The sequence below is a fragment of the Streptomyces sp. NPDC098789 genome, from assembly GCF_044759975.1.
GTDB lineage: Bacteria > Actinomycetota > Actinomycetes > Streptomycetales > Streptomycetaceae > Streptomyces.
In genome coordinates this window covers 1-25,713 of record NZ_JBIWAJ010000028.1, presented here as the reverse complement: position 1 = coordinate 25,713, position 25,713 = coordinate 1, and the positions used below count along the sequence as shown (strand labels likewise).

At 71.7% G+C, this 25,713-nt stretch carries 24 protein-coding genes and 2 pseudogenes; 16 read left to right on the top strand and 10 right to left on the bottom strand.

Features of this window, described 5'->3' with window-relative positions; genetic code table 11:
- Nucleotides 1-14: 14 nt before the first annotated feature.
- Entirely contained in the window at nt 15-929 is a 915-nt protein-coding gene (locus ACIQWR_RS37205; protein WP_404019211.1) for a LysR family transcriptional regulator, read from the bottom strand.
- Between the two features lie 145 nt (nt 930-1,074).
- Here ACIQWR_RS37205 and ACIQWR_RS37200 point away from each other — a divergent pair, with 145 nt between their 5' ends.
- Together ACIQWR_RS37200 and ACIQWR_RS37195 are read left to right on the top strand one after the other, a co-directional pair.
- Nucleotides 1,075-1,896, top strand: coding sequence for an inositol monophosphatase family protein (locus ACIQWR_RS37200; RefSeq protein WP_404019209.1), 822 nt, complete (start codon nt 1,075-1,077; stop codon nt 1,894-1,896).
- 57 nt (nt 1,897-1,953) lie between these two features.
- Nucleotides 1,954-2,604 (top strand): annotated as a pseudogene (locus ACIQWR_RS37195) (NADPH-dependent F420 reductase); the annotation flags it as partial.
- 21 nt (nt 2,605-2,625) lie between these two features.
- Here the strand turns inward: ACIQWR_RS37195 and ACIQWR_RS37190 are convergent.
- Complete coding sequence (locus tag ACIQWR_RS37190; protein WP_404019206.1) at nt 2,626-3,999, bottom strand: HEAT repeat domain-containing protein; 1,374 nt, start codon at nt 3,997-3,999, stop codon at nt 2,626-2,628.
- Between the two features lie 110 nt (nt 4,000-4,109).
- A complete protein-coding gene (locus ACIQWR_RS37185; RefSeq protein WP_404019203.1) occupies nt 4,110-4,337 on the bottom strand; it encodes a hypothetical protein in 228 nt (75 codons plus the stop codon).
- A 246-nt stretch (nt 4,338-4,583) separates the two neighbouring features.
- On the opposite strand from ACIQWR_RS37185, the gene ACIQWR_RS37180 reads away from it, so the two are divergent.
- Complete coding sequence (locus tag ACIQWR_RS37180; RefSeq protein WP_404019201.1) at nt 4,584-5,123, top strand: ArsR/SmtB family transcription factor; 540 nt, start codon at nt 4,584-4,586, stop codon at nt 5,121-5,123.
- A gap of 17 nt (nt 5,124-5,140) precedes the next feature.
- Nucleotides 5,141-6,412 carry an MFS transporter gene (locus ACIQWR_RS37175; protein WP_404019358.1) on the top strand — a complete coding sequence of 424 codons (1,272 nt, stop codon included), beginning with the start codon at nt 5,141-5,143 and terminating at the stop codon, nt 6,410-6,412.
- A gap of 20 nt (nt 6,413-6,432) precedes the next feature.
- On the opposite strand, the gene ACIQWR_RS37170 is transcribed toward ACIQWR_RS37175, so the two are convergent.
- The 7 genes from ACIQWR_RS37170 to ACIQWR_RS37140 all read right to left on the bottom strand — a co-directional run bounded on the left by ACIQWR_RS37170 (nt 6,433) and on the right by ACIQWR_RS37140 (nt 13,398).
- Nucleotides 6,433-6,915 (bottom strand): DoxX family protein, encoded by a 483-nt coding sequence (locus tag ACIQWR_RS37170; protein ID WP_404019198.1) that lies wholly within the window; start codon nt 6,913-6,915, stop codon nt 6,433-6,435.
- Between the two features lie 124 nt (nt 6,916-7,039).
- The gene (locus tag ACIQWR_RS37165) at nt 7,040-7,279 is read right to left on the bottom strand and encodes a chaplin (RefSeq protein ID WP_404019195.1); all 240 of its coding nucleotides are present in this window, start codon (nt 7,277-7,279) and stop codon (nt 7,040-7,042) included.
- Between the two features lie 207 nt (nt 7,280-7,486).
- A complete protein-coding gene (locus ACIQWR_RS37160) occupies nt 7,487-9,517 on the bottom strand; it encodes a transglycosylase domain-containing protein (RefSeq protein ID WP_404019193.1) in 2,031 nt (676 codons plus the stop codon).
- A 187-nt stretch (nt 9,518-9,704) separates the two neighbouring features.
- Entirely contained in the window at nt 9,705-10,928 is a 1,224-nt protein-coding gene (locus tag ACIQWR_RS37155) for a trypco2 family protein (protein ID WP_404019190.1), read from the bottom strand.
- Nucleotides 10,918-11,994, bottom strand: a complete 1,077-nt coding sequence (locus tag ACIQWR_RS37150) for a caspase domain-containing protein (RefSeq protein WP_404019187.1) — start codon at nt 11,992-11,994, stop codon at nt 10,918-10,920. Before ACIQWR_RS37150 ends, ACIQWR_RS37155 begins: the two co-directional genes overlap by 11 nt.
- Nucleotides 11,995-12,010: 16 nt before the next feature.
- Nucleotides 12,011-12,391 carry a hypothetical protein gene (locus tag ACIQWR_RS37145; protein ID WP_404019185.1) on the bottom strand — a complete coding sequence of 127 codons (381 nt, stop codon included), beginning with the start codon at nt 12,389-12,391 and terminating at the stop codon, nt 12,011-12,013.
- A 53-nt stretch (nt 12,392-12,444) separates the two neighbouring features.
- The gene (locus tag ACIQWR_RS37140) at nt 12,445-13,398 is read right to left on the bottom strand and encodes a LysR substrate-binding domain-containing protein (RefSeq protein ID WP_404019182.1); all 954 of its coding nucleotides are present in this window, start codon (nt 13,396-13,398) and stop codon (nt 12,445-12,447) included.
- Between the two features lie 228 nt (nt 13,399-13,626).
- Between ACIQWR_RS37140 and ACIQWR_RS37135 the strand changes: the two genes are divergently transcribed.
- From ACIQWR_RS37135 to ACIQWR_RS37080, 12 genes and pseudogenes are all read left to right on the top strand, one after another.
- Nucleotides 13,627-15,054, top strand: coding sequence for a 2-hydroxymuconic semialdehyde dehydrogenase (locus tag ACIQWR_RS37135; protein WP_404019180.1), 1,428 nt, complete (start codon nt 13,627-13,629; stop codon nt 15,052-15,054).
- A gap of 44 nt (nt 15,055-15,098) precedes the next feature.
- Nucleotides 15,099-15,938: a 2-keto-4-pentenoate hydratase gene (locus tag ACIQWR_RS37130; RefSeq protein WP_404019177.1), complete on the top strand. Its 840-nt coding sequence runs from the start codon at nt 15,099-15,101 to the stop codon at nt 15,936-15,938.
- Entirely contained in the window at nt 15,935-16,792 is an 858-nt protein-coding gene (locus ACIQWR_RS37125; protein ID WP_404019174.1) for a 2-keto-4-pentenoate hydratase, read from the top strand. Before ACIQWR_RS37130 ends, ACIQWR_RS37125 begins: the two co-directional genes overlap by 4 nt.
- Complete coding sequence (locus ACIQWR_RS37120; RefSeq protein WP_404019171.1) at nt 16,789-17,202, top strand: RidA family protein; 414 nt, start codon at nt 16,789-16,791, stop codon at nt 17,200-17,202. Before ACIQWR_RS37125 ends, ACIQWR_RS37120 begins: the two co-directional genes overlap by 4 nt.
- Nucleotides 17,199-17,768 carry a 3-hydroxyanthranilate 3,4-dioxygenase gene (locus tag ACIQWR_RS37115; protein ID WP_404019168.1) on the top strand — a complete coding sequence of 190 codons (570 nt, stop codon included), beginning with the start codon at nt 17,199-17,201 and terminating at the stop codon, nt 17,766-17,768. The genes ACIQWR_RS37120 and ACIQWR_RS37115 overlap by 4 nt, the downstream gene beginning before the upstream one ends.
- Complete coding sequence (locus tag ACIQWR_RS37110; RefSeq protein WP_404019165.1) at nt 17,765-18,832, top strand: amidohydrolase family protein; 1,068 nt, start codon at nt 17,765-17,767, stop codon at nt 18,830-18,832. The genes ACIQWR_RS37115 and ACIQWR_RS37110 overlap by 4 nt, the downstream gene beginning before the upstream one ends.
- Complete coding sequence (locus tag ACIQWR_RS37105; protein ID WP_404019163.1) at nt 18,829-19,743, top strand: acetaldehyde dehydrogenase (acetylating); 915 nt, start codon at nt 18,829-18,831, stop codon at nt 19,741-19,743. The genes ACIQWR_RS37110 and ACIQWR_RS37105 overlap by 4 nt, the downstream gene beginning before the upstream one ends.
- Nucleotides 19,740-20,825: a 4-hydroxy-2-oxovalerate aldolase gene (dmpG, locus tag ACIQWR_RS37100; RefSeq protein ID WP_404019160.1), complete on the top strand. Its 1,086-nt coding sequence runs from the start codon at nt 19,740-19,742 to the stop codon at nt 20,823-20,825. Before ACIQWR_RS37105 ends, dmpG begins: the two co-directional genes overlap by 4 nt.
- A complete protein-coding gene (gene kynU, locus ACIQWR_RS37095; RefSeq protein ID WP_404019158.1) occupies nt 20,819-22,054 on the top strand; it encodes a kynureninase in 1,236 nt (411 codons plus the stop codon). The genes dmpG and kynU overlap by 7 nt, the downstream gene beginning before the upstream one ends.
- Before the next feature lie 85 nt (nt 22,055-22,139).
- Nucleotides 22,140-23,912, top strand: coding sequence for a hypothetical protein (locus ACIQWR_RS37090; RefSeq protein WP_404019155.1), 1,773 nt, complete (start codon nt 22,140-22,142; stop codon nt 23,910-23,912).
- 79 nt (nt 23,913-23,991) lie between these two features.
- Nucleotides 23,992-25,446: an amino acid permease gene (locus tag ACIQWR_RS37085; protein WP_404019152.1), complete on the top strand. Its 1,455-nt coding sequence runs from the start codon at nt 23,992-23,994 to the stop codon at nt 25,444-25,446.
- 146 nt (nt 25,447-25,592) lie between these two features.
- Nucleotides 25,593-25,713: pseudogene (locus ACIQWR_RS37080) on the top strand (IS5/IS1182 family transposase); the annotation flags it as partial.

The window sequence follows — 25,713 nt, the reverse complement described above, 5'->3', positions numbered from 1 at the left end:
ACATCGCGGGAACATCACCGCGGCGCGAACAGCGGCCGGACGGTGCGGGCGGCCAGTTCGCGCAGCCAGGCGTGGGCGCGGTCGTCGTCGTAGCGCTGGTGCCAGAGCAGGTACAGCGGGACGCCGGGTAGCTGGAGCGGCGCCGGTAGCGGCAGCGTGACCAGGCCGAGCTGCTCCCGGGCGGAGCGGGTGACCGCTTCCGGCAGGGTGACGACCAGGTCGGTGGCGAGTACGAGGTGCAGGGCGAAGGCGGAGGTGGGCCCGGCGGCCACGACGCGGCGTTCGAGGCCGCCCGTCCCCGCGAGGGCGTCGTCGATCGGGTCGCGCAGTTTCCCGCGCCGCGAGACGGTGAGGTGCTCGGCGGCCGCGTAGCGCTCGGGGGTCAGCGCACCCTCGGCGAGCGGGTGGCCCGGACGGACGACGACGACCAGCCGGTCCGTGCCGAGCAGGCGGTGGCGGACGTCCGGGAGCGACGGAGCACCGGCACTCGATTCGAGGTCGACCTCGCCCCGACGCAGGTCCGGGGTGTCGGTGCCCGGCTCGGCGGACATGCGCAGCTGGACGCCGGGGGCTTCGCGACGGACGGCGCCGATCAGGGCCGTGCCGCACGCGGCGGTCAGGGCGTCGTGCCAGCGCACGGTGAAGACCCGCTTCAACCCCGCCAGGTCGAGCACCTGCCGCGCGGCGAGGAGTTGGTGGGCCTGTTGCACGAGGGTGTGGACCTGGGCGCGCATGGCGAGCGCGCGAGTGGTGGGGACCATGGTGCGACCGGCGCGTACGAGGATCTGGTCGCCGGTGGCCTTGCGGATGCGCCCCAGCGAGCGGCTCATCGCGGGGGCGGTGACGTGCAGACGGGCTGCGGCGCCGGCGACGCTGCCCTCTTCGAGGAGGGCGTCCAGGGCGGTGAGCAGGTTCAAATCCAGTTGCATGGAAGTAACTCTATAAGTGCAAAGCATGCACTTGTCGTTAATCGTCTGGGGCCATAACTTTCGGAGTGCGGCAAGGGGAACGGCGCAAGTCGCCCCCCGCACCGCCCGATTGACCGACCTACGGACCAACCCAAGGGAGCCCACCATGAGTACTGCCACTGCCACTGCCACCGCCGCAGTCAGCACCACTTTCCTGTCCGAGGTGACCGCCGCGGTGCAGAGCGCCGGCCTGACCCTGCTGGACCGGTTCACCCCGCATGCCCGGGGAGTGAGCATGGAGGAGGTCGTGGCGGAGATCTACGCCAATGACGACGCGGTGCTGGCCGTGCTGCGGGAGCCGCTGCTGCGGGCTCGGCCGGGATCGCGGTGGGCGGAGGACGAGTTGGCCGGTGGCGCGCTGCCGGCGGGGGAGTGGTGGGTCGTCGACCCCGCCGAGGGCAACATCAACCACGTCCACGGGATGTCGGACTGGGCCGTGACCGCCACCCTGGTCCGGGACGACCACCCGGTGCTGACGGTCGTTCACCTGCCGCTGACCGGTGACACCTACACCGCTGTCGCCGGTGGTGGCGCCCATCTGAACGGTCACCCGCTGAAGGTGTCCGCCAAGGCCGACCTGGGCGCGGCCCTCATCGGTACCGGCCAGGCCAAGCCGGGCGAGGACGAGGCGACGTTCCGGCGGATCGGTGACTCGGTCACGGCCATGCTCATCAACGGTTTGGTGGTGCGGGTGTCCGTGCCGGCGACGATGCAGCTCATCCACGTCGCCGCGGGGCGGATGGACGCGTTCTGGCAGTTCTCCGACGTCCGTTCCGGTCTGGTCGCCGGCGCCCTGTTGGTCTCGGAGGCCGGCGGCACGGTCACCGACCTGGCGGGCGAAGCCTGGAGCACCGCCAGCCGCGACTTCCTGGCCGCCGCCCCCGGCCTCCACCAGGCCACCCTCGACATCCTCCAGCCGATCGCCTGACGCAGCAGCTTCCCCCTCCCCCTCCCACCTGACGCTCAACACCGCAAGGAGCACCACCCCATGACCACCACCATCGGCATCCTCGGCGCCGGCCGAGTCGGCACCAACCTCGCCACCAAGCTCGCCGCGGCCGGACACCACGTCACCCTCGGCGGCCGCACCCCGCAGGAGAACGCCGCCCACGCCACCGGGCTCTCCGAGCGGATCACCTTCGCCGACCAGCGCACCACCGCCCGCACCACGGACCTCGTGATCAACGCGACCCCCGGCGACAGCGCCCTCGACCGCCTCGCCGACCTGCGCACCGAGCTCGCCGGCAAGATACTCATCGACGTCTCCAACGCCACCCACCACGCCGAGGACGGACTCCCGGGCGACCTCCTCTACCCCGGCAGCAGCCTCGCCGAAAAACTCCAGACCGCCCTCCCCGACACCCGAGTCGTCAAGACCCTCAACACCATGCTCTTCATGGTCATGACCGCTCCCGAGACCCTGACCACCCCACCCACCGCCTACCTCTCGGGCAACGACGAGCAGGCGAAGAAGACCGTCACCGACCTCCTCACCGACCTGGGCTGGCAGCCCGCCCAGATCGAGGACCTCGGCGACATCACCACGGCCCGCGCCACCGAAGCCATGGTCCTCCTCGTCCCCCACATCCTGCGCCGCAACGGCTTCACACCCTTCGCCATCTCCCTGGCACGCTGACCCGCTGACCCGCCCACGGGCTCATGCCCGGTCAGGGGTGGCGGGAGTCGAGGGAGCGGTGTCGGCGAGGATCGCGTGACGGGCGGCGAGCGCGGCGGCGAGCAGGCCTTCGTCGAGCATCATCTCGCCGTCCCGGGTGGAGTCGTTGACCGGGATCCGGGTACGTCGATCGATCAGTGCCGTCAGCGACGGCAGCGCGGGCCGCGCATGGCGGCCCATGCGCGCCAGTCCCTCCGCGTAGTACTCGCCGATGCCGTAAGTACCGAGGTGCGGTGTCATGAGGGCGAGGACGCGGGGCCCGGCCGTGGGGCCGGCGTGCCGCAGCCACAGCGGGGCGCACACCCCCTGCATGCGCCCGGGCCGCTTGAACGTGAGGTTGTACAGCTGGGCAGCCTCACGAAAGGTCAGCGGGCCTGCGTCCAGCAAGGCTCCGAAGAGCTCGGGGGCACGGTGGAGCCGACCGGTGTCCACGGGCTTGGCCCGCAGGACCGCGCCGGCGGTGGCGCTGTCGTACGTCGGCCTCTGCGCCTGGCTCCGCGTCGGGCTCGAACTGCCGAAAAGGTGGCGGGGTCGGGGATACGGGGTGACGGCGACCGTGGCGAACAGCGCGCCGTGCGCGCGCATCGCGGCGCGCGAGACGGAGGCGGTGGTGAGGGCTTTGGCCATGGCAGGGCTGACCTCTGGTCCGCAGTGGCGGACGAGGAGCGGTAGGAGTGCGATCGGGGCGGCCCGCCAGTGGTGACAGGCCTCCCGGGCCACGCCGGCGCCGATGTCCCGGGTGGTGGGGTCGCCGAGGAGTCGCGCCACCAGGGCGTGGACGTGACGCTCGCGCCCCAACCCGCACAGCACCCGGCCCCAGCGCCGACCGACGCGGTCCAGGTGGATCGCGGCCTCGCGGGCATCGGCGAGCAACGCCCTGTCGAGCGGCGGCCGTTGGCGTGCCGGGGCGACGCGCAGGGCCTCCAGGCGGACGAGGAAGCGTACGGAGGGCAGGGGGTCGTCCCGCAAGTGTGCGAGGGATCCCTGGAGACGATCGGCGAGGACGGTGCGCACCACGGGATCGGTGAGTTTGCCGAGCGCCCGGAGCCCCACGTCCCGACCGCCGGCGCGCACGACGAGGTGCGCGGCTCGGCGGCGTACCTCTTCATCGGGGTCGGTGAGTCGTGCGAGCGAGGCGGCGACGGCTTCGGGCCACGGGCTGCCGGTGCCAGCCCACGACAGGAGTTCCAGGGCCTCGCGCCGTACGAACGCATTGTCGGAGTAGGACAGTTGGAGCAGCCGGAGGGGTACGGGGCCGGTGCGGTCGGCGCGTAGCGCGTCGATGACCGTGATGCGGGAGGGATGGGCGGCCGTCGTGGCGTGTCCCGCGGACACGGCCTCGTCCAGCCACTTCATCGGACGGGGCGGTGGCCGCCCTTCCGTGCGCGGAGAGGAGTCATGCGGCCGATGATGTCACGGGCGACGACTCCTGGGCCAGGGCATTGGCCGTCGTGGGGGATCGCGGGTCAGGCCGTCTCCTGGCGCCGGGGCGTCCTTCGTGTCCTGACCCCGACGATGACGAGTGCCAGCCCCGCGGCGACGATGCCGAGGTAGGCGGTGGGCGGGAGGTCGACGACTTTGTGCAGCCAGCCCCACTCCGTGCCGAAGAAGGTCTGCGAGGCGAAGCCGACGAGCCCTTGGGCTCCTACGACGTAGCCGATGCTTTCGAGGGTGTATCCGATGGTTGTTCGCACGGGTCAACCCTCTCGTGGTGGCGCCCCGAGAGCGTCCTCCGCAGGGCCCAAAGCGCGGTAGGCCGAAGGGTGTAGTCGCCCCTGGGCCCCTGGGCCCCTTCGCCCTCCGCCCGCTGACCGCCGGGACCGCCGGTTCGCGACACGCCTCGAGAACACGCCTCGAGAACACGCCTCAAGAACACGCCTCAAGAACACGCCAGCCATATGTCCTTGCGCAATGGTCAAGAGTCGTTGACCATTACTCGCATGCCAACCGATGATGTTCCCGAGACGTTCCACGTCACCACCGACGAGCAACTGCGCGCCGTCTCCAACCTCACGCGCCACCGGATCATGGCCGTGCTCCGCTTCGAGCCGGCGACGATCACGCAGATCGCTGAGCGGGTGGGCCTCGCCAAGGGGAGTTCCAGCTATCACGTGCGCCTGCTGGAGCGGGCCGGCCTGGTGAAGGTGGTACGGACCCGCAAGGTCCGCGGGGTCACCGAGCGGTACTACGCCATGGCCGCACGGTCGATCGTGCTGCCGGATACGGGCGAGGGGGGCCCGGACGTGCTGATGCGGCACGCGGTGGCGGACCTGGAGGCGGCGCCGGCGGAGGCCGAGCGGCACGTGCGGATGGCGCACCTGCGGCTCACCGAGGAGCAGTTCACGGAGTTGGGCGAGCGCTTGCAGGCGCTGGCGGACGAATACCGGGAGCTGTCCGATCCGTCGCTCCCGGACGCGTCGCTCGTCTTCGCGCTGTTCCACCCGGCGGCGCGCCAGCAGGTAGAGGGGAACACCAAGTGAGCTCGGACATGAAGAAGTTGCCGACCGGCTTCGGGCGGCTCTGGACCGCGCAGACGGTGTCCTCGTTCGGTGACGGGGTGATGCACGCCGCGCTGCCCCTGCTCGCGCTGACCTTGACGCGGGATCCGATGGCGCTCGCCGTCGTCACGGCCGCCGGAACGCTGCCCTGGCTGCTCTTCGGGGTGCTCGGCGGCGCGCTGGTGGACCGCTGGGACCGTCGGCGCACGATGTGGGTCGCGGATGCGGCGCGGGCGGCACTGCTCGCGATACCCGTGGTGGCGGCGGCGCTGGACGTGCTGAGCATTCCGCTGCTCGCGGCCGTCGCCTTCTTCCTCGGCATCGGCGGACTCTTCTTCGACACGGCCGCCACGGCTTATCTGCCGGACCTGCTCCGGCGCGATCCCGCACTCCTGGAGCGCGCCAACTCCCGCTTGCGCGGCGCCCAGACGGCCATGTCGGGCTTCGCGGGTCCACCCGCGGGAAGTGCGCTGCTCGCGCTCGGGCGGGCGGTTCCGCTGCTCGCCGACGCGGTGTCGTTCATGGTCTCCGCCCTGCTCGTACGTACGCTGCCCGCCGTGCCCCGGCCCGTGCCGGAGGTCCGCGAGTCGCTGCTCCGGCAGGCGCGGGCGGGGGCCTCGTACGTCTTCCGGGACCGGTTGCTGCTCGGGCTCGCGCTGCGCCCGGCCGTCGGGAACGTCGCCTTCCTCGCCGTGGAGACCGTACTCGCCCTCTTCGCCCACGACCGGCTCGGCGTCGACACCTTCGGCTTCGGCCTGCTCCTCACGGCGGAGGCCACCGGCGGCCTGCTCGGCGCGGGCATCGCCTCCTACCTCGGCCGACGACTGGGCACCGGCACCGCGCTGACCTGCACGGCAACCGTCGAAGGGCTGGCGATCCTGGGCCTGGCCGCTGCCCCGAACGCGTACGTCGCCGGGCTGGCGCTCGCCGTCTGCGGGGCCGGCATGGGGGCCACGATGGTGCTCGGCCCCTCCCTCCGACAGGCGATCGTGCCGGCCCACCTGATGGGGCGGGTCGCCTCCACCTCCCGCATGCTGGCCATGTGCGCCGCCCCCATGGGGGCCTTCCTCGGCGGCTGGCTCGCCACCGCCTTCGACCTCCGTACCCCGCTCTACGCCGCGGCCGGCATGCTGCTGGCGATGACAGTTGTCACGGCGTCCATGACCAACAACCGGCGGGTCGAAGCGGCGCTGAGCGCCGCCCGGGACGATGCTCCCGTTCCCCCGGCAGCCAAGGATCCCGTCCGGGAGAGTGCGTCCCAGGACGTGTGACGGGCCCTGTGAGCAGCGGATCAGCGTAGACGGCCGAGCAGCTCGAAGGTCTCGGCGCGCCGGTTCCAGGCGATGACGGCCAGCGGCACCATGAAGAGGAACGGGGTCCCGGCGTTCTCGCCGTGCATGGCGGTGAGCTGGGTGACGAAGGCGAACGCCAAGAAGACGATCAGGGCCGTGGCGGCCGGCCCGGCCAGCCGGCGGACCAGCAGCCCGACCGCTCCGGCCAGCTCCACCAGCCCGGTCAGGTACATGAACCAGTGGCCCACGCCCATGGCGTCGAAGACGGTGGTCGCTGCGGGGAGCGCCAGCAGCTTGGGCAGTGCGCTGGCCAGGGCGAAGAAGAGCGCGAGCAGGATCCGCAGCGTCCAGACCACCCGGACCGCGGAGTTGCCGGACTTGCTGGACTTGCCGGACTTCGTGGCCGAGGGGGTGGCGGTAGCGGCGGAGGCGGTCGTGGCCGGCGTGGTGGTGGTGGCGGCGGTGGCGGCGGTGCGGGACATGTGAGGTCTCCCTGATCGGCTGTTGTGGCTTCCTCAGGTTTGACCGCCGCCACCGACCGAACTCATCGGTCCCGGTGGAGGAATCTCCGGCAGTTCTGCCCCGGGCCGGGTTCGGGCCAGGGCTTCACTTGTTGACGCAGGTGCTGCCGCCGGCGGGGTTGAGCAGGGCGAGCACGTTGAGGGTGTTGCCGCAGACGTTGATCGGGATGTGGATCGGAACCTGGATCACGTTGCCCGACAGGAGGCCCGGGGAGTTGGCGGCCACGGCGGAAGCGCCCGCATCGGCCGACGCCGCGGTCGCCCCACCGACGACGGCCATGCCGACGGCGATCGCGAGGGCTGCGCTCTTCAGAAGACGAGACATGACGGGCTCTCCTTGTTGCTCCAATGACGCCTGGGCGCCGGCGCCCCGGTACTGGGCCGCACCCCCTCTTCGGCACGGCACCGCAGTACGGTTCGGTCCCGACCGGTCCGTTCACCCGAAGGGGGCCGTGCGTGACGGCATCCGGCCCAAGGGAGAGACCTCCGCCGACCCCACGCGTACGCGTACGCGTACGGGTATGGCTACGGCCTACGGCCGCGCGGGCGTGACGGCCTCGTTGTAGGCCTTCCAGATCAGTGGCGGGAAGGCGCTGCCGCGCTCGGAATCGGGGCCGCCCACACCCTGCATCGGCAGCAGCTGCGGGACGTCGGGCTTCGTGCGGAACATCGCGACCGAGGTGCTCAGGTCCGGCGTCACGCCGATGAACCAGGCTGAGTTCATGCGGTCGTTCGGACCGGTCCTGCCGGCCCAGGAGGGAACGAAGGTGCGCGCGTCCTTCGGCGGTCCGAGGGCTGTCCAGCTCACCTGGCGCAGCGCCGAGCCGACGGCCGCGGCCGTGTCGGCGCTGATCGCCCGCCGCGGCTTGCCCGGACCGAAGCCGCCGTCCACCGCGACGCCGTTCCGCTCGACCTTGGTCACCGAGTAGGGGTCGGCGGCCCGGCCCTGGTTGACGAAGGTCGTGTAGGCGCTGGCCAGCCGGACGGCGCTGGGGGTGGAGGTGCCGATGGAGAACGTCGGCTCCAGCTTGGCCATGCTCTCCTCGCGCAGCCCCGACGCGACCGCCACCTCCTTGACCGTCTTCAGCCCGATCTTCTTGCCCACCTCCACGAACGGCGTGTGGTCGGAGTTCACCAGGGCCGTGTGGAGGGCCGTGGACGACGCCGACGGCCCTGCCGGTTCGGGCGTGGGGGGAGCGGTGCCCGAAGTCGCGGCGGGGCGGTTATTGCCGTCGGACTCCTGCTCCAGGGCGGCTGCGTACACGAAGGGTTTGAACGCCGAGGCCGCCGGGACGCCCGAGGTGTCCGCGTTGTTGGTGAAGTGCTCGATCGCGTCGGAGCCGCCGTAGACGGCGATGACGGCTCCGTCCTTGGGGCGGATCGAGGCGGCGCCGACCTGTACGTGCTCGTCCTCCGCGCGCTTCTTCGGGTCGAGGCGCTCCGCGCGCACTTGCTCGACGGCCTTGGCCAGGGCCAGCACCTTGTCCTTCTCGAAGGTGGTGTGGACGTTGTAGCCACCCCCGGCCAGGTCCTTGTCCGTGATCCCGCTGCGGCTCTTGAGGTACTTGTTGGCGATGTCGACGAGGTATCCGGTCTGCCCCGCCTGGCTGGTCGGCTTGACGGGAGACTTCGGCTCGGGGAACTTCGTGTACTTCGCGCGTTCCTCGGCGCTCATCGAACCCGTGGTGACCTGGCGGTCCAGGATCCAGCTCCAGCGGTCCTCGGCGCGCTGGTGGTTGTCGGCGCTGAGGGAGGGGTCGAAGCTCTCCGCACCCTTGAGCACCGCCGCCAGCAGGGCGCCCTGACCGGGGTCGAGGTCCTTGGCGGGGATGCCGTAGTAGGCGTACGCGGCCGCCTGGACGCCGTACGCGTCGCGGCCGAACCAGGAGGTGTTGAGGTACCCCTCCAGGATCTCCGTCTTGGGCCGCTGGTTGCTGATCTTCAGGGAGAGGAAGAGTTCCTTGACCTTGCGCGTGACGGTCTGGTCCTGGCTCAGGAAGGAGTTCTTGACGTACTGCTGGGTGATGGTGGAGCCGCCCTGGGTCTCCTTGCCCTTGAAGATGTTGACGGCGGCGCGCCCGATGCCCGTCACCGAGACGCCCGAGTCGCTGTAGAACTCCGCGTTCTCCGCCGAGATGACGGCGCCCTGGACGGAGTCGGGAACCTGGGCGAGCTTCACGTCCTGCCGGTTCACATTGCCGACGCTCACCATCCGACTGCCGTCCGCCCAGTAGTAGACGGTGGCCTGGCGGCTCGCCGAATCGTGCGGGTCCGGTATCTCGACCTGTATGTAGACGGTGACGAAGAGGCCGGTGAGGGCGGCGACGAAGAACAGGAACAGGCCGCAGACGAGCTTCCAGGAGGGCGTCCAGCGCCGCCAGCCGCGCCGGCCGCGCCGGGGGAAGTCGATGAGACGGCGACGGAGCTTCCTACGGGCTGACCTGCGTCTCTCCGCTCGGCCCGGCGGGCGCCCGGTGCGTTGCGTACCTTCCGTTCGCTCGTCGCTACCAGTGGCGTCCGTCCTGCCGGTGTCATCCGCGCGGCGTTTGTGGGGCAGCCTCATGGGGGATGCGGACCTCCTCGATCGCGAGCCGTCGCTTCGGGGCGGCGACGGACTCGGCCGGGAAGATGATCACTTCGCGGTCGTGGTTGGTTCGTTCACAAAATCTTCAAATGCGGCACGGGACTTAGATCGCGCTCTATCGGGTGATATGGACAAATCGCCTGCCGTTGGCGGAGGTTACCGGCGGTCACCATTGGCTGTCGGAGGCGTCGGAGAGGTCGTCACCGATCAAGAGGTCCCGCCCGCCACTTGCCCGCGGTGTGAGTTCAAGCCGAATCCGATGCTGCGCGCCACCGGACGACTTGTCCGGGCCGCCCAGGAGGACCATGACCCGGACTCCCGCACGAGCGCCCGCATCCGCGCGCAGTTCGACGCCGAGTTCCAGTTCGATGGGACCGACCTGGAGCTGGAGGTCGCTCGTCATCTGGGCGGCAGCGGTTTGCCTCAGTGCGTCGCGAACGGCCTCGATGGCCGTTGCGAGTTCCACGTAGGTGTTGCGTTCTGTTGTCAATGCTCCGGTTCCTTCCTCAGTGGGACCCTCCTCCGATGCGGGCTGTGGGGGCGATTCGGCCTCGCGCAGGTCGAAGCCCGTCAAGAACGTGCCCGCGGACGCGGCGCCCAAGTCGGCTGCGAGCACCTGCGGCTCATGGCGTGCGGCCGCCAGATAGGCGTACGAGCCCTGGGCGGCGGTGTCGGGCACCGGTGCGCTGCCGCGCTCCTCCTGGATGGCGGTCAGGGCCTGCAGCGCCCGGCTCAGCAGGGCCTCGCCGCCCCGTGCCCCGGCCTCGATCGCCTCGCGGTAGAGGGTGACCGCTCGGGTCAGCTCGTTCGCCGCCCGTTCGTAGTCGCCGTTGGCCGCGGCGGTGACGGCCCAGTTGTTCAGTCCCCTGGCGAGAAGCAAGGTCTCCGTCGGCCCGTGGCCCGATGTGTCTGCGAGTGCCTGGTACAGGGCTACCGCCTCGCCGGCCACCGTCAACGCGTACGCGACGTCGCCTTGAGCGGCTACCAGCCCGGCGAGCGCGTCTAGTGCCCCGGCCAGCATCAGCCGCGGACCGGTAGCGTCGGTAGCGCCGGCGTTCTTGGCCGCATGCTTCCTGGAGATCTCCACGGCTTCGCCGACGATGTCCCGTGCCTCATCGACCGAACCGTCCGCCGTCAAGGTGGCGGTGAGTGCCAACAAAGCTTGGCCTAGACGTACTTCGTCGGCGTCCTGGTGGTTCTCCGCCAGCGCGAGTCTGCTGGCTCGCACCGCTTCTTGGGCGCCCGCCACGGCCCTCTTCGCTTCCCCCGTGGCGAGCCAGCGCTGGCTCATGAGCAGGGCGAGATCCGCCCACCGCGCGTACCCGCCGGGGGTCTGTTCGGCCTGCCGGCTTGCTTCCAGCAGGAGCCGGAATTGTGTGCTAAGCCCCATGGTGTCCGCCCTCCGGCGGTGTTCGTGTGGTCGTCCGCTCGCCGTGCTGCGGCGTTTCGGATGCGGATCTCTCCAGCATGCCGATGATCCGGTTGGCGAGATCCTGGTCGAAGACGTCGAGAGGACCGGCGGGCGTGCGCCAGGTCAGGAGCCGTCTCGGGGACAGATCGGGAGCATCAGCATCAGCATCAGCGCCGGCAGCAGTAGCTGCCGTTGCGATCGCCGGCGCCGTCTGCGGAGGTGTCTCCAGCGTCGTCTCCGGAGGCCGCGCCAGCGCCTGCCGCATCACGAGGTTGCCGGCCGCTCCCACGGAGGCCATCAACGGCTGGTGTCCGACGTCGTACCTCCCCATGCGCTTTTCGGTGCGCTGGAAGAGTTCACCCAGGAGCAAGGGCCCGGCGTCGCCCCGCCTTTGCTCCAACACGGCCACGAGGTGCCCGGTGAATGCCGTGAAGTCGGTCTCCCCGACCGTGTCGGACGCACCCGAGGTCTGCGCGGGTCCGCTCGATGCGAGGACGCAGACTCCGTCGATGAGGCCCTCGTCGACGTCGTAGGCGGCGGCGGCCCGGTCGAGGAGCTCGTCCTCGGCCAGGTTCTCCTCGGTCAGGGTCCCGTCGCCGAGCACCTTGGTCGCGATGCCGCTGAAGCAGCAGTCCAGGACCAGCACGACGACGCGGGCGCGTGCGGCGCGCAGCACGCTGCGCAGGACCGTGTAGCGCAGTCCCGTGGTTTCGACCGACTCGGCGCTGGAGGTGGTGCACGACGTGAGGTACAGCTCGCGCTCGGCGCCCACGCGCGAGCCGTGTCCCACGTAGTACACGAAGAGGACGTCCGTCGCCTGCTCGGCCGCGCGTTTGACGGCAGCACGGATCCCTTCACCGGTCTGCGGGTTGAGCACCGGTCGCGTGTACTCGGGCAAGCGGCCGAAGCCCGCGTACGCGGGATCGGTGAGGATGCCCTTGAGGCGCAGCACGTTGTGCAGCGCCGCCTCCACGCCGGTGAAGACCCCGCCGTCCGGGTAGTCCGCGACCCCGATCAGCACCGCCCGGGACTCGCTCGGGCGCAACGCACGCATGATCGGGTCAGGCCGCATCCAGTTCTTCGAGCCTCTGTTTGATCTCCTCGGGGTCCGAGCCCGTCACCGCGAACTGCTTGCCGTCCTTCTCCACGGTGATCGTGATCTTCGGGGCGGCGGCGATCCGACGCTGCTCGCGCCATTGAGCGATGAGGACGCCGAGCGAGGTGGCACTGAAGGCGCCGCTCAGGGCGAGTTGCACGACCTCCAGGGTGCCCAGCTGCCCCGGCTCGGGGGCGTCCTGCCTCAGCTCGGGCGTGGCGTGCCGGCGCGCGCCGGCGTCGTCCACGAGCCATTCGTACAACTCGGATGAGACGTCGTCGCCGTCGTCCTCCGTCACACAGCGGATCAGGATCTGCACCATGGCCCCCAGCCCCTCGCGGTCCACCAGAGCATAGGACGACGCCTCGGTCGGCGTTCCCGGAACCGGGGAATTCGCCGCTACGGCGATCGGTGTTGGCCTACCAGGTGGGCGGCCTCCTCGTCCAAGTGCTGGAGCAGGGCCTGGAGGGCGGGGGTGCGGGTGCGGTGCGACGCTTCCGTCGTGCCCACCGTCCGGCTCACCGAGGGGAGGTCGACCGGCAGCGCCGCCAGGCGTTCGTCGTCGCGCAGCACCAGCTCGGGCAGCAGCGCCACCATGGTCGTCTGGAGCAGCAGGGCGCGCATCGTCAGGATCGACGTGCACTCCACCCGGTCCACCGGGAGCGCCAGGCCCTGTTCCACGAACAGGGCCTCCAGTTCCTGCCGTAGTGCGGTCTGTTCCACCGGCAGGATCCACGGGTGCTCCAGCGCGTCCAGCAGCGTGAGCGGCTCGGCCTGCGTGCCCGGCTGCGGGGTCAGGAGGGGGTGTCCGGCGCGGACCGCCAGCATGATCCGCTCCCGGTACAGCATCCGCTGGTGCAGCCGCTCGCCCTCCTTCGGCGCCGGGCCCACCCGACCCACGATCACGTCCAACTCGCCGCCCAGCAGGGCGGGATGGAGTACGTCGACGGTCCCCTCGCGGACGACCACGGTCAGTCGCGGGCGCTCCTGCTTCAGGCGGGCGATGGCCCGGGGGAGCAGGACGTTCGCACCGGCCAGCAACGTCCCCACCGTCACCGTGCCTTCGTGGCCCTGCCGCAGGCCGTCCAGGTGCTCACCGGCCCGGCGGATCTCCGTGATCACCGCCCGGGCGTGGCCGGTCAGTGCCTCCCCGTAGACGGTGGGGCGCATGCCGCGCGGCTCGCGCACGAACAACGGCAGGTCGGCGATGGCCTCCAGCTCCCGCAGGGTGCGGGTCGCGGCGGGCTGCGTGAGGTGCAGCGCCTCCGCCGCCCGCGCCACGCCCCCGTGCTGCACGATCGCGACCAGGAGGGTCAGGTGCCGGAACTTCAACCGGCCGTCCAGTAGGTCCATCGGGGCCGCTCCTTCCAGAGGGTTCGCTGCCTCGTGCGTATCGCGTCGGGGTGCGGTGCTGGCCGGTTCCCAGCTGTTTTGCAGGCCGCATCCGACCCTTCCATATCCGAACCGGTATGGGAACTACCTGATTTGGCATTGGTTAGGCATACCGATGTCGGCGCATGATGTCCGCACGATCCGGGGTCCAGAACCGAACGCCCCGGCCTGTTAGGGGAGGTCTGCAAGGTGAGCGCACCTGTGCGGCATTACGTGGGAGGCGGGTTCGACGCGTCGGGCGATCCGTTCCCGCTCGTCGACCCGGTCAACGGACGCACCGTCGGCGAGGTGCCCTCGGCCCCCGCCGAGGTGGTCGACCGTGCGGTGCGCGCCGCCCGGGAGGCGCTGCGCGGGCCGTGGGGCGCGTGGAGCCCCGCCGACCGGGCCCGGGCACTGCACCGCATCGCCGACGGCATCGAGCGGCGGTTCGAGGAGTTCGTCGCCGCGGAGTGCGCCGACACCGGAAAGCCCCGCGAGCTCGCGGCCGCCGTCGACATCCCGCGGGCCATCGCCAACTTCCGCGCGTACGCCGAGCTCCTCGCCGGGCGCGGCGAGCAGTCCTGGCACACCGGGACCCCCGACGGGCGCGGCGCGCTCAACTACACCGTGCGCAAGCCGCTCGGCGTGGTCGCCGTGATCTCGCCCTGGAACCTGCCGCTGCTGCTGCTCACCTGGAAGGTCGCGCCCGCCCTGGCGATGGGGAACACGGTCGTCGCCAAGCCCTCCGAGCTCACGCCCGGCACGGCCTGTCTACTGGCCGAGGTGACCGCCGAGGCCGAACTGCCCGCCGGGGTCTTCAACCTCGTGCACGGCCCGGGCGCCGACGCCGCCGGCCAGTGGCTCACCGAGCACCCCGGTGTGGACGCGATCGCCTTCACCGGCGAGTCCGGCACCGGCACCACCATCATGCGCGCCGCCGCGGCCCGCCTCGCACCGGTCTCCTTCGAGCTGGGCGGCAAGAACGCGGGGCTGGTCTTCGCCGACGCGGACCTGGACCGGGCCGTCGCGGGCACGCTCCGGTCCGCCTTCACCCACAGCGGCCAGGTGTGCCTGTGCACCGAGCGGCTGTACGTCGAGCGCCCGGTCTTCGACGAGTTCGCCGAGCGGCTCGCCGACGGGGCGCGGGCGCTCAGCGGCTACGGGCCGATGATCTCCGCCGCCCACCGCGACAAGGTGCTCGGCCACGTGGCCAAGGCGGCTGCCGACGGCGAGGTCCTCGCGGGAGGCGGCGTGCCGAGCTTCGGCGACGAGCGCGACGGCGGCTTCTTCGTCGAGCCGACCGTGCTGACCGGACTGCCCGAGGACCACCCGGCGGTGCGCGAGGAGATCTTCGGCCCCGTCGTGCACCTGGCGCCCTTCGACACCGAGGCGGAGGCGCTCGCCCTGGCCAACGCCGGCCCGTACGGCCTGGCCGCCACCGTGTGGACCGACGATCTCGCCCGCGCCCACCGGGTCGCCCCCGCCCTGGAGGTGGGCATCGCCTGGGTCAACACCTGGAACCTGCGCGACCTGCGCACGCCGTTCGGCGGCGTGAAGGCCTCCGGGATCGGGCGCGAGGGCGGCGACCACTCCCTCGACTTCTTCTCCGAGCCGATGAACGTGTGCGTGAAACTGTGACCAGCCGCCCTGTTGTGACAGCCCCCGCCCCCACACCCGCCCCCGTGCCCGTCCCCCTGTCCGCCCTCGCGTCCGCTCCCGTGACGCGGGCCGCCGAGCTCCTCGACCGGGCGCGCCGCACCGGGGTGCCCTGCGCCCCCGTCCGTGACGTCCTGCCGGTCGGCGACCTGGACAGCGCCTACGCCGTCCAGGCCCTGCTCACCGACCGCCGCCTCGCCGAGGGCCGGCGCATCACCGGCTGGAAGATCGGCCTGACATCGGCCGCCGTCCAGGCCCAGCTCGGCGTGGACACCCCGGACTTCGGCGCCCTGTTCGACGACACCGCCGTACCCGACGGCGCCGACCTGCCCTGGGGCGCCGTGCTCCAGCCCAAGGCGGAAGCCGAGGTCGCCCTCGTCCTGGAAAGCGACCTGGACCACGAGCGGCACACCGTCGCCGACGTCATCCGGGCCACCGCCTTCGTGCTGCCCGCCATCGAGATCGTCGGCAGCCGCATCCGCGACTGGGACATCACCGCCGTCGACACCATCGCCGACAACGCCTCCAGCGGCGCGTACGTCCTCGGCAACCGGCCCGTACTGCTCCGCGACCTCGACCTGCGCACCGCCGGCATGGTCCTGGAGCGGCGCGGCGAACCCGTCTCCACCGGCGCCGGCGCCGCCTGCCTCGGGAATCCGCTGCACGCCGCGGTCTGGCTCGCCGACACGCTCGTACGCCTGGGGCGTCCGCTGCGGGCGGGGGACACCGTGCTGACCGGCGCCCTCGGTCCCATGGCGGCCGTCGCCCCCGGTGACGTGCTCGAAGCGCGCATCGAGGGTCTCGGCTCGGTCCGCGCGGCCTTCGGGACCGACGCGGCGCGGGTACCGGCGGGGGAGGCCCGATGAGCCACACCCCCGCCGACGCCCGCACCCCCGCCGGCGCCCACACCCCCACCGGCCTCGACGTCGCGGCCCTCGCCGAGCTGCTCGACACCGCCGCCCTCGGCGCCCGCACGGTCGCCGGCGGCAGCACCGGGCTCACCACCACCGACGAGGCGTACGCCGTCCAGCGGGCGCTGGTGGCCCGCATGAGGGCGCGCGGCGAGCGGATCACGGGCTTCAAGCTCGGCTTCACCAGCCTCGCCAAGATGCGGCAGATGGGGGTGTCCGACCTGATCCACGGTCGGATCACCGACCGGATGCACATCACCGACGGCGGTCGGTACGACGTCTCGGGTCTGATCCATCCGCGCGTCGAGCCCGAGATCGCCTTCCTGCTCGGGGACACCCTCGTCCCCGGCGGGGACCCGGTCGCCGCGGTCGCCGCGGTGGCCCCGGCGTTGGAGGTCATCGACTCGCGGTACGACGGCTTCGCCTTCTCCCTGCCCGAGGTCATCGCCGACAACACCTCCGCCGCCGGCTACGCCGTGGGCCCCTGGACCGCCGCGGGCGGGCTGACGCACCCCGGTGGCCTGGCCAACCTCGGCGTGCTGCTGGAGATCGACGGGCGCCCGGCCCAGACCGGTTCCACCGCCGCGATCCTGGGGCACCCGCTGCGGGCCCTGGCCGCCGCGGCCCGGCTCGCCGGGGAGCTGCCCGCCGGGACCGTGATCCTCGCCGGTGCGGCCACCGCCGCCGTACCGCTGCCGCCCGGCACCCACGTACGGGCCACGGTCGCCACCCTCGGCAGTGTCCGGTTCAGCACCGCCCCCACCGCCGCCACCGCGTCCGTCCCTTCCGCTACGGGGGAGTCCGCATGATCGTCCCCGGTGCCGCGGAGCCCCGTGGCCGCTTCCCCCACCTGCGCCGGGCCGGCGACCTCGTCTACGTCTCCGGCACCAGCTCGCGCCGCCCCGACGGCACCTTCGTCGGCGCGGCCGCCGACTCGATGGGCGTCACCGACCTGGACGTCCGGGCCCAGACCCGGGCCGTCATCGAGAACATCGGCGCTCTGCTCGGCGCCGCCGGCGGCGGCCTCGCCGACCTGGTCTCCGTCACCACCTACCTCGTGAACATGAACGACTTCGGTGGCTACAACGAGGTCTACGCCGAGTACTTCGACGAGGACGGACCGGCGCGCACCACCGTCGCCGTCCACCAACTCCCGCACCCCCACCTGCTGATCGAGATCAGTGCCATCGCCCACCTGCCGCAGGAGCTGCACGCATGACCGCGACCCCGTTCAACCTCCACGCCTGGATCGAGGAACACCGCCACCTCCTCCAACCGCCCGTCGGCAACGTCCAGATCTGGCAGGACGCCGACCTGATGGTGACCATCGTCGGCGGCCCCAACCGGCGCACGGACTTCCACGACGACCCGATCGAGGAGTTCTTCTACCAGTTGGAGGGCGACATGGTGCTGCGGGTCATGGACGAGGAGGGCAAACCCCCGCGCGACATCCACATCCGGCAGGGCGACGTCTTCCTGCTGCCGCCGCACGTACGGCATTCGCCGCAGCGCCCGGAAGAGGGCAGCATCGGCATGGTCGTCGAGTTCGCCCGCCCCGAGGGCAGCCTCGACGCCTTCGAGTGGTACTGCACGCGGTGCCACCACCTGGTGCACCGAAGCGAGGTGCAGCTGACCTCGATCGTCGACGACCTGCCGCCGATCTTCAACGCCTTCTACGCCGACGAGTCCGCCCGCACCTGCGGCAACTGCGGGGCCGTGCACCCCGGCAAGGAGTGGCCCGAGGAGATGCGTCCGCGGACCCGGCGGGACGGGGCGGACGCATGACCGTCGTCGACATCCACGCCCACGTCTTCCCGGAGATCACCCGGGCCCGGTCGCGGAGCCTCACCGGGTCCGACGAGGCGCCCTGGCTGCGGACCTCGGACGGCCCGGACGCCGGGATGATGATGGCCGGCGCCGAAGAGTACCGGCCGGTGCGGCGCACGCTGTGGGACCCCGCCGCCCGCGTCGCGGACCTCGACCGCCTCGGGGTGGCGGTGCAGGTGCTGTCCAGCACCCCGCTGATGTTCGGCTACTCGCTGCCCGCCGAACGCGCCGTCGACTGGTGCCGTGCCGTCAATTCCGCGCTGCTCGACTACAGTTCGTACGCTCCGGACCGGTTGGCACCCCTGTGCCAGGTGCCGCTGCAGGACACGGAGGCGGCCTGCGCCACGCTCTCCGAGGCGATGCGCCAGGGCTTCCGCGGCGTCCACATCGGCAATCACCTCGGCGACCGCGACCTCGACCACGGCGCCCTGGTGGAGTTCCTCGCGCACTGCGCCGACGAGGGCGCCGCCGTCCTCGTCCACCCCTGGGACCTGCCCACCGGACCGCGGTTCTCCCGCTACATGCTCGCCTGGCTCGCCGGGATGGCGGCCGAGACCCACCTGACGATCCTGTCGCTGATCCTCTCCGGCGCCTTCGAGCGGCTGCCCACCTCTCTGCGGCTGCTGTTCGCGCACGGCGGCGGCAGCTTCCCGTACCTGCTCGGCCGCGCCGACAACGCCTGGCACCGACGGGACCTGGTGCGCGCCGACAGCCCGCGCCCGCCGTCCGCCTACACCGACCGGTTCTCCGTCGACTCGGCCGTCTTCGACCCGGGCGCGCTGCGCCTGCTGGTGGACGTGATGGGCGTGGAGCGGGTGCTGCTCGGCTCGGACCACCCCTTCCCGCTGGGCGAGGAGGACATCGGTCGGCTGGTGCGGGAGAGCGGGCTGACCGTGGAGGAGAAGGAGGCCGTGCTGGGCGGCAACGCCGTCCGGTTCTTCGGGCTGGAGGACCTGGTGGGGGACCGGGACCACACCCCGGAGCGCACCGCACACGACATGGAGAAGGAGGCCGCGCGATGAAGGCCGCCGTCATCGGTTCCGGCAACATCGGCACCGATCTGCTCATCAAACTGATCCGCGGCCGGGGCGTGGTCACCGCCGCCGCGATGATCGGCATCGACCCCGACTCCGAAGGGCTCGCCCGCGCCCGCCGCCTCTCCGTCCCCACCAGCGCCGACGGGGTGAAGGGCCTCATCGCCCTGGACGGTTTCGACGACATCGACATCGTCTTCGACGCCACCTCCGCCGCCGCCCACCGCGCCAACGCCGCCGCCCTCGCGCCCCACGGCAAGACGCTCATCGACCTGACCCCCGCGGCCATCGGCCCCTACGTCGTCCCGCCGGTCAACCTCGACGAGCACCTCGACGCCGCGAACGTCAACATGGTCACCTGCGGCGGCCAGGCCACCATCCCCGTCGTCGCCGCCGTCTCCCGCGTCACCCCGGTCCACTACGCCGAGATCGTCGCCTCCATCGCCTCGCGCTCCGCGGGACCCGGCACCCGGGCCAACATCGACGAATTCACGGTGACCACCGCCCGCGCCATCGAACAGGTCGGCGGCGCGACCCGCGGCAAGGCCATCATCGTGCTCAACCCGGCCGAACCACCGCTCCTCATGCGCGACACCGTGCACTGCATCGTCGACGACTGCGACACCGACCGCGTCGCCGACTCCGTGCGCGAGATGGCCGCGTCCGTCGCCGCCTACGTCCCCGGCTACCGGCTCAAGCAGCGGCCCCAGTTCCGCACCCTGGCCGCCGACGACCCCCTGGTCGGCCTCGCCGGCGGGGGCCGCCTCCTGGTCTCGGTGTACCTGGAGGTCGAGGGCGCCGCCCACCACCTGCCCGCCTACGCCGGAAACCTCGACATCATGACCGCCGCCGCGCTGCGCACCGCCGAGCGCCTGGCCGAACGGAGCCCGGCCCGATGACCCGCGTCTACGTCCAGGACGTGACCCTGCGCGACGGCATGCACGCCGTCTCCCACCGCTACACCGTCGACCAGGTCCGCGCCATCGCCGCCGCGCTCGACGCGGCCGGCGTCGACGCCGTCGAAGTCGCCCACGGCGACGGCCTGTCCGGCTCCTCCGTCACCTACGGGCCCGGCGCCCACACCGACTGGGAATGGCTGGAGGCGGCCGCCGACGTCCTGCACCGCGCCCGGCTCACCACGCTCCTGCTGCCCGGCATCGGCACCGCCGAGGACCTGCGCCGCGCCCACGCCCTCGGCGTCACCTCCGTACGCGTGGCCACCCACTGCACCGAGGCCGACATCTCCGCCCAGCACATCGGGCTCGCCCGCGAGCTGGGCATGGACGTCGCCGGCTTCCTGATGATGTCCCACCTCGCGAAGCCCGCCGAACTCGCCGTCCAGGCACGGCTGATGGAGTCGTACGGCGCGCACTGCGTGTACGTCACCGACTCCGGCGGCCGCCTCACCATGGACGGGGTCTGCGACCGGGTCCGCGCCTACCGCGACGTCCTCGAACCCGGCACCGAGATCGGCATCCACGCCCACCACAACCTCGGCCTCGGCGTCGCCAACAGCATCGTCGCCGTCGAGGCCGGCGCGCACCGGGTCGACGCCTCGCTCGCGGGACAGGGCGCCGGCGCCGGGAACGCCCCGCTGGAACCCGTCGTCGCCGTCTTCGACCTGCTGGGCTGGGAGCACGGCTGCGACCTCTTCCCGCTCACCGACGCCGCGGAGAACCTCGTACGCCCCACCCAGGACCGGCCCGTGCGCGTCGACCGCGAGACGCTGACCCTCGGCTACGCCGGGGTGTACTCCAGCTTCCTGCGGCACGCCGAGAGCGCCGCCGCCCGGCACGGCCTGGACACCCGCGACCTGCTCGTCGAGGCGGGCCGCCGCAGGCTCGTCGGCGGCCAGGAGGACCTGCTCACCGACATCGCGCTCGACCTGCGCCGGGAAAGCGGCGCGGACACCGTCACCCCCACCCCAGCCCCCGCCCACAGCGCCACCCCTTCCTGTACGGAGGACGTACCCGCATGTTGAAACAGCGCGCCGCCGAGCTGGACTCCGCCGATCCGATCGCCCACGTGCGCGACCGCTTCACCCTCCCCGAGCACGTCGTCTACCTCGACGGAAACTCCTTGGGCGCCCTGCCCACCGCCGTCCCCGCCGCGGTCGAGGACGCCCTGCACCGCCAGTGGGGAACCGACCTGATCCGCTCCTGGAACGCCAACGGCTGGTGGGGCGCCCCCGTCCGCACCGGCGACGCCATCGGCCGCCTCGTCGGCGCCGCCCCCGGTCAGGTCGTCGTCGGCGACTCGACCAGCGTCCAGCTCTTCAACACCCTGCTCGCCGCCGCCCGCATGCGCCCCGACCGCCGCCTGCTGCTCACCGACCCGGACCACTTCCCCACCGACCAGTACGTCGCCGACTCCGTCGGCCGGCTGCTCGGCCTCGACGTCCGCCGGGTCCCCGCCCGGGAGGCCGCCGGGGTGCTGGCCGCCGAGGGCGATCGGGTCGCCGTCGCCGCGTACGCCCCTGTCGACTACCGCACCGGCGAGCTGTACGACATGGCGGCCCTCACCGCCGCCGCCCACGCGGCCGGGGCGCTCGTCCACTGGGACCTCTGCCACGCCGCCGGCGCGCTACCCATCGAACTCGACGCCATCGGGGCCGACTTCGCGGTGGGCTGCGGATACAAGTACCTCTCCGGCGGGCCCGGCGCCCCCGCCTTCGCCTACCTGGCCCGGCGGCACCAGGAGGACTTCGACCACCCCGTCACCGGCTGGCACGGGCACGCGCAGCCGTTCGCGATGTCCGGTACGTACACCCCGGCGCCCGGCATCACCCGCGCCCGCATCGGCACCCCGCCGCTGCTTTCGCTGATCGCCCTGGAAGCGGCGCTCACCGCCTACGACGGCGTCGACATGGCGGCCGTACGCACCAAGAGCCTGTCCCTGACGGGCTTCTTCCAGGAATGCGCCGACGCGCTCCTCGACGGCCTCGGCTTCACCATGGCCACCCCGCGCGACCCCGAACGCCGCGGCAGCCAGGTCGCGCTGCGCCACCCGGAGGCGTACCCGCTGGTCGCCGCCCTCACCGCGCGCGGCGTCATCGGCGACATGCGGGCCCCCGACCTGCTGCGCTTCGGCTTCAACGCGCTCTACCTCACCCATGCGGACGTACTGCACGCCGTCCGCGAGCTGCGCGACATCGCGACGACGTCCGCCCACCGGGCCCCGGAGTTCCAGCAGCGCCCCACCGTCACCTGAGGCACCGGGCCCGGCCCCACCTCCGCCACCGCTTCCCCTTCATTCTCCGCCTCCCCCCCCGCAGCCGAGACCTTCGAGGACTCACATGAGATCCCTGCGCACCACAGCGGCACTGGCCACGGCCGTGGCCGTCGCCACCGTCGCGACCCTGCTCGCGCCCGGCGCCACCGCGACCACCGCCTCGACGGCGACCACCGCGAAGGACCCGAACATCCCCGACGTCTGCGAGGACCGCCGCCCCGGCCCCGCCGACCCCGGCGCGTACGGCGTGCAGCTCGACGGGACCTTCCGCCACCCCGCCCTCACCCCGGTCGACGAGGAGCACGAACACTCCTTCCCGGGGCGCAACGAGAACTACGACACCCGCTCGTACATCAAGAACATGAAGGTCGAAGCCGCCTACGAGGGAGCCGACTTCACCCCCGACTTCTTCCACACCTGGCAGAACGTCGTCGACTTCGACGGCCGCCGCTACCTCTTCCAGTACGACCGCTCGGAAGGCCGCGTCTACGACATCACCGACGTGAAGAAGGTGACGGTCGTCGAGAAGATGTCGCGCGCGGACATCGGCGGCGACGAGACCAAGGCCAATGCGTCCTGGGCCGCCAACGACTACTGGGGCGCCTCCACCATCCAGTGGAACAAGAAGCTGCGCGCCTACGTGATGGTGCAGAGCTTCGAGGACAAGCGGCAGATCTCCGAACTCACCGACGAGCCCGGCCACGACAAGTACGGCAACCCGGCCGGCGTCGAGAAGCTCCGCGGCAAGCCCGGACTGAAGGGCTTCAAGGTCTTCCGCCTCGACGGCCCCCGCAAGAAGGACTGGAAGCTCCTCAGTACGGTCTCCACCGACTCCACCCAGCGGGACCCGCTGTCCTCCGACCCGAACAAGGCCCAGCAGGGCTCCGGTTCGCTCGACGTGCCGTACTGGACCGGCGAGAAGTACATGTTCATCGCCACCGCCCCGAACGACACCTACTCCGGCACCGAGTACCCCACCAACCTGCACTCCGCCGGCTACCAGTCCTGGGACATGTCCGACCCCGCGCACCCGAAGCTGCTCGACACCTGGCACCTGCCGGGCCAGCGCACCGGCGAGGACGCGGCGTACCGCACCAACCCGCGCTGTGGCAACCGCACCAGCTGGATGGGCGCGCGGATGCCGCTGTTCATCCCCAAGCCGGTGGAACAGGGCGGGCGTTACGCCTTCGCCGCCATGGGCGGCTACGGCCTGACCGTCCTCGACATCTCCGACCCTGCCGACATGAAGGCCGTCGGCCACCTGGACCTGCCGCCCTCCGTCTCGGGCACCGAGGGCGACAACATCGACGTGTCGCAGTACGAGAAGACCGGGCTGATCTACTACTCCGGCTACCCGCTCACCGAGGACTGCTACGAGCCCTACAAGGACGTCTACCAGATCGACGCCAAGGACCCGAAGCACCCGCGCGTTGTCGGTACCCTGCCCCGCCCGACCCCGCCCAAGGCGGCCGGCTTCCAGGACTTCTGCCAGCGGCGCGGCAGCTTCGGCCCCAAGCGCACCGGCTACTACACCAACCCCGGCCAGCACGACGCGGGCGTCCTCGGGTACGGCTTCTACAACGCGGGCGTGCAGTTCTTCGACGTGAAGAACCCGGCGAAGCCGGAGATCGAGGCGTACTTCGTCCCCAAGGCGTACGGCCCCGAGACCCCGGACTACGCGTACGGCAACCAGACCCACGGCGTGTACGTGGAGTGGGACCGCAACATCGCCTGGGTGCTGACCAATCACGGCATCTACGCGCTGTCCTCGCAGCAGGTCCTGGGACAGCCGCGCCTGACGCGCCCCGAAAAGCCCTTCCGCAACAGCGAGTTCTGAGCATCTCCCACCCATCTCCCACCCAGCTCGCACCCCGCTCCCTCACCGCCAGCTCTCCGTAGAGAAGGACGTCCCCGCCATGGCCGCTCCGGAAAGACCCGCCCCCGCGCCCTCACCCGTGCCCGCACCCGCACCCGCCGGGTCCCCCGAAGGCCCGTCCCCGCAGCAGCCGGGCCTGGTGCGGTCGCTCACCCACCGCCAGACCACCATGATCGGCCTGGGTTCGGCCCTCGGCACCGGCCTCTTCCTCGGCTCCGGCTCCGCGATGGGCGCCGCCGGTCCGGCCGCGATCGTCTCGTACGCCATCGGAGCCGTCCTCGTCGCGATCATCGCGGTACTGCTCGGTGAGATGTCCGCGGCCCACCCGGTCCAGGGTTCCTTCGGGGTCATCGCGCACAAGTACCTCGGTCCCTGGGCCGGGTTCCTCACCCGCTGGACGTACTGGTTCAGCGCCGTCGTCGTCATCGGCACCGAGGTCGTCGCCTCCGCGCTCTACATACGCTGGTGGTGGCCGGGCGTGCCGATGACGGCCGCCATCCTCGCCGTCGCGGCGGTGGTCCTCGCGGTCAACGTCATCAACGTGAAGTCCTTCGGCACCACCGAGTTCTGGCTGTCCACCATCAAGGTGACCGCCCTGTGCGCCTTCATCCTGTGCGCCGCGTTCCTCGTCTTCTTCGGCCTGCCGGACAGCGAGGCCACCGGCTTCGCGCACCTCACCGACGACGGCGGTTTCATGCCGCACGGTGCGAAGTCGATCTGGATCGCCATGTCGGTGGTGATGTTCGCGTACGCCGGCTTCGAGGTCGTCGCCATCGCCTCCGCCGAGGCGACCGACCCGCAGCGCACCATCCGTACCGCGATGCGACAACTGGCATGGCGGCTCAGCGTGTTCTACGTCCTGTCCATCACCCTGGTCATGGCCGTGATCCCGTGGCAGCGCCTCGCCGCCGGTGACGGCAGCGTGGAGGCGAGCCCGTTCGTGCGGGTCTTCACCGACGTCGGCGTGCCCGCCGCGGCCACCCTGACCAACCTCGTGGTGCTCATCGCGGCGATCTCCGCGGCCAACGCCCACCTGTACGGAGCCTCCCGCCTGCTCCACTCGCTCGGCGCCGACGGTCTGGCTCCGGCCCCGCTGGCCGCACTGACCGCCCGGGGCGTGCCGGCCGCGGCCCTGGCCGCGTCCACCCTGGGCATCGCGGTCGCCGCGCTCCTGGCCTTCTACGACGTCGGCGGCATCTTCGGCATCCTGATGTCCATCGCCCTGTTCGCGGTACTGCTCGTCTGGCTGCTCATCCTCGCCTCGTACGTCGCCTTCCGCCGCCACCGGGACGCGCACCCGGCGGACTTCACCGGCTTCAGCGTCCCCGGCGGTCCGGTCCTCGCGGTGGTGGCCGGCGCGGGCGTCCTCGCCGTCGCCGCCACCGCGATCGAGGTCCCGGACATGCGCCAGGCGGCGGGGGTGGGCCTCGCCTTCACCGTCGTGCTCCTGATCGCCTACGCCCTGATCGCGGCCGGCCGCCGCAGACGGGCCTGAGGGCCCGGACCGGCACGGCGAGCGGCTGGCCGCCCCCGCGCAGGGGCGGCCAGCCGCTTCGCGCCATGTGCGGGTCGCCCTAGGCGGTGTCTGATGGCTCTTGCCCGGCATGGTGGATCTACCGCTGTTCCGGGCAGGAGTCGGTCATGGTGCGTCGGCATGAACTGACGAGTGCTCAGTGGGAACGCATAGCCCCGCTGCTGCCGGAGACCGGGAACCCGGGTGGGCGGTGGGCTGATCACCGCACCGTGGTCAACGGTGTGTTCT

Coding starts and splice junctions, on each gene's coding strand:
- ACIQWR_RS37205 (WP_404019211.1), bottom strand. CDS start 929: ATGCAACTGGATTTGAACCTGCTCACCGCCCTGGACGCCCTCCTCGAA.
- ACIQWR_RS37200 (WP_404019209.1), top strand. CDS start 1,075: ATGAGTACTGCCACTGCCACTGCCACCGCCGCAGTCAGCACCACTTTC.
- ACIQWR_RS37190 (WP_404019206.1), bottom strand. CDS start 3,999: ATGAAGTGGCTGGACGAGGCCGTGTCCGCGGGACACGCCACGACGGCC.
- ACIQWR_RS37180 (WP_404019201.1), top strand. CDS start 4,584: ATGCCAACCGATGATGTTCCCGAGACGTTCCACGTCACCACCGACGAG.
- ACIQWR_RS37170 (WP_404019198.1), bottom strand. CDS start 6,915: ATGTCCCGCACCGCCGCCACCGCCGCCACCACCACCACGCCGGCCACG.
- ACIQWR_RS37165 (WP_404019195.1), bottom strand. CDS start 7,279: ATGTCTCGTCTTCTGAAGAGCGCAGCCCTCGCGATCGCCGTCGGCATG.
- ACIQWR_RS37160 (WP_404019193.1), bottom strand. CDS start 9,517: ATGAGGCTGCCCCACAAACGCCGCGCGGATGACACCGGCAGGACGGAC.
- ACIQWR_RS37155 (WP_404019190.1), bottom strand. CDS start 10,928: ATGGGGCTTAGCACACAATTCCGGCTCCTGCTGGAAGCAAGCCGGCAG.
- ACIQWR_RS37140 (WP_404019182.1), bottom strand. CDS start 13,398: ATGGACCTACTGGACGGCCGGTTGAAGTTCCGGCACCTGACCCTCCTG.
- ACIQWR_RS37125 (WP_404019174.1), top strand. CDS start 15,935: ATGAGCCACACCCCCGCCGACGCCCGCACCCCCGCCGGCGCCCACACC.
- ACIQWR_RS37120 (WP_404019171.1), top strand. CDS start 16,789: ATGATCGTCCCCGGTGCCGCGGAGCCCCGTGGCCGCTTCCCCCACCTG.
- ACIQWR_RS37115 (WP_404019168.1), top strand. CDS start 17,199: ATGACCGCGACCCCGTTCAACCTCCACGCCTGGATCGAGGAACACCGC.
- ACIQWR_RS37110 (WP_404019165.1), top strand. CDS start 17,765: ATGACCGTCGTCGACATCCACGCCCACGTCTTCCCGGAGATCACCCGG.
- ACIQWR_RS37105 (WP_404019163.1), top strand. CDS start 18,829: ATGAAGGCCGCCGTCATCGGTTCCGGCAACATCGGCACCGATCTGCTC.
- dmpG (WP_404019160.1), top strand. CDS start 19,740: ATGACCCGCGTCTACGTCCAGGACGTGACCCTGCGCGACGGCATGCAC.
- kynU (WP_404019158.1), top strand. CDS start 20,819: ATGTTGAAACAGCGCGCCGCCGAGCTGGACTCCGCCGATCCGATCGCC.
- ACIQWR_RS37090 (WP_404019155.1), top strand. CDS start 22,140: ATGAGATCCCTGCGCACCACAGCGGCACTGGCCACGGCCGTGGCCGTC.
- ACIQWR_RS37085 (WP_404019152.1), top strand. CDS start 23,992: ATGGCCGCTCCGGAAAGACCCGCCCCCGCGCCCTCACCCGTGCCCGCA.